We start from the raw sequence: 4,539 nt of genomic DNA, 5'->3' as shown, positions 1-4,539 counted from the left end.
CCCAACGACGTGCAGCCGCCCCCCAGCGACGCGTTGCCTCCGCCTGTGACTTCGCTGCGGTCCGGTACACAGGCTCCGGTCATGGACCTGATGGGGCATCAATTGCGCCTTGTCGCCGGCGGGGAACTGGAGAACCCGGGTTATCTGCACAATGGCAAGCTTGAGATCGGGGACGGTAACGCATTCGTCAACACCGGGATCGTCGACGGGATCACGCTGGCCACAGCCAGGGGGGGCAGCACGACCAACAGGGGGGAGATGCGGCTGGAGCAGGGCGCCCGCCTGACCGGCACGTTGCTCAATGACACGCCTGGCCTGATCCGTCTGTCCGGGCTGGGCCATGTCGCGTATGAGGAGAACGGTTCCTTCATCAACCACGGGATGATCGTGGCGGACCAGACCAGCAGGCCGGATGACTTGCAGGCCATCTTCATGGACGGGCGCGGCGACGGCGACGGCCAGCAGATCAATACCGGGCGCCTGGTGGCCAGTGGCGGCTATGGCGTGATGACCACCACCATGCTGATGCGTACCTCGTCGAGCTATCACGAAAACCGGCGCAACCTGTTCATCAATCGCGGCAATATCCGCTTCACCGCCGACAAGGGCACACGGCATGCGCTCTTCGTGAAGGCGGGCCATGCCGGCCATGACGTGCTCAACGACGGCATCCTCACCGTGCTGGGGAATGGTGCGGTGGCAATGCGTACCGACAGCGAGTCCAGGCTGGTCAATCGCGGCATCATCAACCTGGGAGAGGAAGGCAGCACCGACAGCGGGCAGGTGGCCATGATGATGGGCAAGGATGCCATGTCGTCTGCCGTCATCCTCAACGACGAAAAGGGCGAGATCAACGTCTACAGCAGCAACTCTTACGCATTCGCCATCCTGGGTGATGATTTTTATCATAACCGGGTGCTGATAAACCGCGGCAAGGTCAACCTGCTCTGCAATGACAAGAGCTGCGGTACCTTCCGCCCGGGGACGGAAAAACAGGACAAGAGCGACAGATACCCGTCCCTCGTGCTGCCGGAGCGGCTGCGTGCCGAGCTGAAAAAAACGGAGCCATCCCGGGACACGTTGCCGGCAGGTACCGACCTGCCTCCCCTGCAGGCAAGCCCGGCCCCCACCGGCACGCTGGATCTGCAAGGGCACGTGCTGGACATTCAGGGCGGCCAGGCGCGAACGCAGTCCGGCCAGTTGTCCAACGGCGTGCTGAATGTGGCGACGCCGCTCAAGTTCCTCAACGCCGGCTCGGCCAGCAGGATGGGGGTGACGATCGGGGGCGAGCTGCGCAATGCCGGCGCGCTGGGCGTGGACCGGTCATCCTCGGTGTCCGGTCTGCTCCTCAACCGCGAGCGGGGCACGCTGCACCTGAGCGGGACGGGCAGCATCGGCTACCGGTACAACGGCTCGTTCTTCAACTACGGCCTTGTCACGGCCAGTGCTGCGGCGGTCGATGCCGAGGGACGCGCGCCGGTGATCTATCGCCGCCACGCCGCGTCGGACTCGACCGGGCGTGGCGTCAATCTGGGGACACTGACGGCGCAAGGCGGCTATGGCGTGATGGAAAGCCACGGCAGCATGACGACCCCGACCGGCAAGCCCGAGCGGCGCCATGTGTTCGTCAATCGCCGCAACATCGAGTTCACGGCTGCCGGCAATGCCCGGCGCGCGCTGAATGTCATGACTGGCCATCAGGGACATGACCTGTTCAACGCCGGCGTGATTACCGTGCATGGAGACGGGGCCGTGGCGATGTACAGCGACAGCGATTCCCAGATGATCAATGCCGGCACCATCAACCTGGGGGAAAAAGGCAGCAAGGCCCGCGGACAGTACGCGATGGTGCTGGGAAATCAGGCAACACAGAATGCCCTCATCGTCAATGCGCCGAAGGGGGTGATCAACGTCCACAGCGACGACTCGCATGCATTCCTGGTCGCGGCCGGGCGATTTGCCTTCCTGATGAACATGGGGGCAGTCAATCTGCTCTGCCCAAGCACGCGCTGCAGAACATACACGGACGACACGACGCGTGCCCACGACCGGTCCGAGTTTTATTCGCAGCGGGCCTATCATGCCGATCTGGCCGCGGAGGTGGACGGCATACGGGGCGGAATTGAAGATGGCGACCTGTCGCCGGACACAAATGGTGCAGGCCAGGTGCCAGCGCCAACCCGGGACTACAGCAATCTGCCGCGTACCGAACTGCCGGGCGGCCTGTGGAAGATCGACAGCCGGGGGAGTGTGCAGACTCACGACGGCGCCGTCGAATCCGGCCGCGTGGAGATCGTGGCCGGGACGTTGAACAACACCGGCCGCATGCAGCTGACATCGCTGACGATCGACAGTGACGGAAACCCGGTGCCGGCCGGCTTTTTCAATAACCACCGCCAGCTCAGTCTGAGCGCTTACTCTCCCGTGGATGGCACGCTGACCAACGAGAAGCACGCAACCCTCAACCTGACAGGCAGTGCCAGCATCGGGGTGTACCGGAATGGCTCGTTCGTCAACCATGGTTTTGTCATGGCCACGAGGCCCGCAGCCGGCGGCGACAAGGCGCCGGCGATCTACAAGGACGGCTGGTCGTTCGGCAAGGGCGTGACCCTGAATACCGGCAAACTGGTGGCGGACAGCGGCTACGGCGTGCTGGCGACATCGAGCGCCATGAACACGTCCGGCGGGCCGGCTCGGAACCTGTTCGTCAACAGCGGTGAAATCCTGTTCACCGCGAGCAATGGCACGGTCAATGCCCTGCACGTGAAAACGCAGCACGACGGCCATGACCTGTTTAACGACGGCTACATCGTGCTGTTCGGCGACAAGGCCGTGGGCATGTACAGCGATGCCGATTCACAGCTGGTGAACCGTGGCACCATCACCCTGGCAGGTCAGGGCAGCGGCATGGTGGCGATGATGCTGGGCCCCAGGGCCAGCAGCCGGGCCGCCATCATCAATGAAGGCACCATCAGGATACGTGCCCGGCAGTCGCATGCCTTCCACCTGCAGGGAAGGGGCAAGCTGATCAACCGCGGCCGTGTCATTCTGGAGTGCGGCGATGACGGGGGCTGCGACACGTTCAAGGATCCGCATACCAGGCAGAGCGACAAGAGCGACACACCAGAGGCTGCCGGGCTGGTTTTCCAGCCGCGCATTGCCAAGGCCATCATGGATTCTGCCAGGGATTCTGGCGCCTCGCCGCAGGCCGGGACAAACCCGCTGGACCACTACCAGATCGGTACCAGCGCCAGCAGCGCCGGCACGCTGTCCGGCGATTATCTGGCGCTTGGCCACGACGTCCGCATCGATACCGGTTTTACAGCCGGCACATCGGCCAGGCAGCAGGTCTATCCCAAGCTCGTCACCGGCAAGGGGCTGAGCGGCGCCGGCAATATCCGTTCGACCACCGTGGTCTGGGAAGCGCGGGGCTACCATGACAACGACGGCGATATCGGCGTCACCCTGGTCAAGAACGACTACCGCGACCTGATTGCCGACGCGTCGCTGGCACCGGTCGCCAGCGCCCTGGAGCGCAGCTACGGGCGCGGCAGACTGTTCTCCAGCCTGGAACTGCCGGGGCGTGAAGATTTTGCCCGCGCGCTGCGCCAGCTGTCCGGCGCCGGCTTTGACCGGTCACTGCGGGCCGTGCCCACGCTGGAACACCGTTTCGACCGGATGGCCGACAGCGTGGCCGAGGATGCCACCGGCTTCGGCTTCAGGCTGCTCGGGCGCGGCGAACGCGGCAGCCGGCTGGGTGCGTCAGCCTACGACATGGTCGCGCTGCAGCAGCGCTTTGCACCCGGCACGGCGCAACTGGCGGTGCGCTACGGTTTTGCCCGCGTGTCGCCGGGCAGCAGCAAGGACCGCGAGCAGGGACTGGACGGCAGCAGCCAGTACCTTGGCGCCCGCTATGCGCGGCCGCTGACGACCGGGCTGGCCGTGGAGGGCCACCTCGACTACTTCCTGCACCAGTACCGCACCCGGCGCACGCTCGACTATGGCACGGGGAGCAAGGCGGTCAATTACCGGGCGCGGGCCGATCACCGGCGCGACCAGCTGGGGGCCCGGCTGAACCTGGCGCTGGCACAGCCGGTCGGCGGTGCGGTGCTGACCCCGCTGCTTGGCGTCAGGCTGCGCTACCAGCGAGACGGCGCACTGCGGGAACGCGACGCCGGGGCCTTCGGGCTGCGGGTGACGTCGCGGCACGATGTGGCGCTGGAGGCGCTGCTGGGATTGCGTTTCAGCCATGACGGGCGGGATTCGCGGTCGCGAGGCTGGCAGCTGGATGCACAGTTCCATGGCCGACCGGCCATGCTGCGTCAGGCCGGCCGGCGGGAGGCGAGCCTGGCCGGTGCGCCGGATGCCCGCTTTGCCCTGGCGGCGGAGGATGGCCGGCGCCGCTTCGGCTACGACGGTCGGCTGGGCTTCAGCCACCAGGGACGCCACGGGCGCTTCAGCCTGGAGGGCTACCTGAGTCGCGACGACGGCAGTCAGGACCGCGGCGTGATGGCGAACTGGCGGCTGCTGTACTGAGCC

Annotated in this window: 1 protein-coding gene; it reads left to right on the top strand. The window is 65.7% G+C overall.

Annotated features, from left to right (window positions below):
* Window positions 1-81: 81 nt before the first annotated feature.
* Window positions 82-4,536: an autotransporter outer membrane beta-barrel domain-containing protein gene (locus Q352_RS0118945; protein ID WP_028500661.1), complete on the top strand. Its 4,455-nt coding sequence runs from the start codon at window positions 82-84 to the stop codon at window positions 4,534-4,536.
* Window positions 4,537-4,539: the final 3 nt, after the last annotated feature.

The organism is Microvirgula aerodenitrificans DSM 15089 (genome assembly GCF_000620105.1).
Lineage (GTDB): Bacteria > Pseudomonadota > Gammaproteobacteria > Burkholderiales > Aquaspirillaceae > Microvirgula > Microvirgula aerodenitrificans.
Note: the sequence above shows the minus strand (reverse complement) of the source record. Positions and strands in the feature narration are given on the sequence as shown.

What these genes read in the sequence shown, in the direction of transcription:
- Q352_RS0118945 (WP_028500661.1), top strand. Translation starts at nt 82, where the DNA reads ATGGACCTGATGGGGCATCAATTGCGCCTTGTCGCCGGCGGGGAACTG.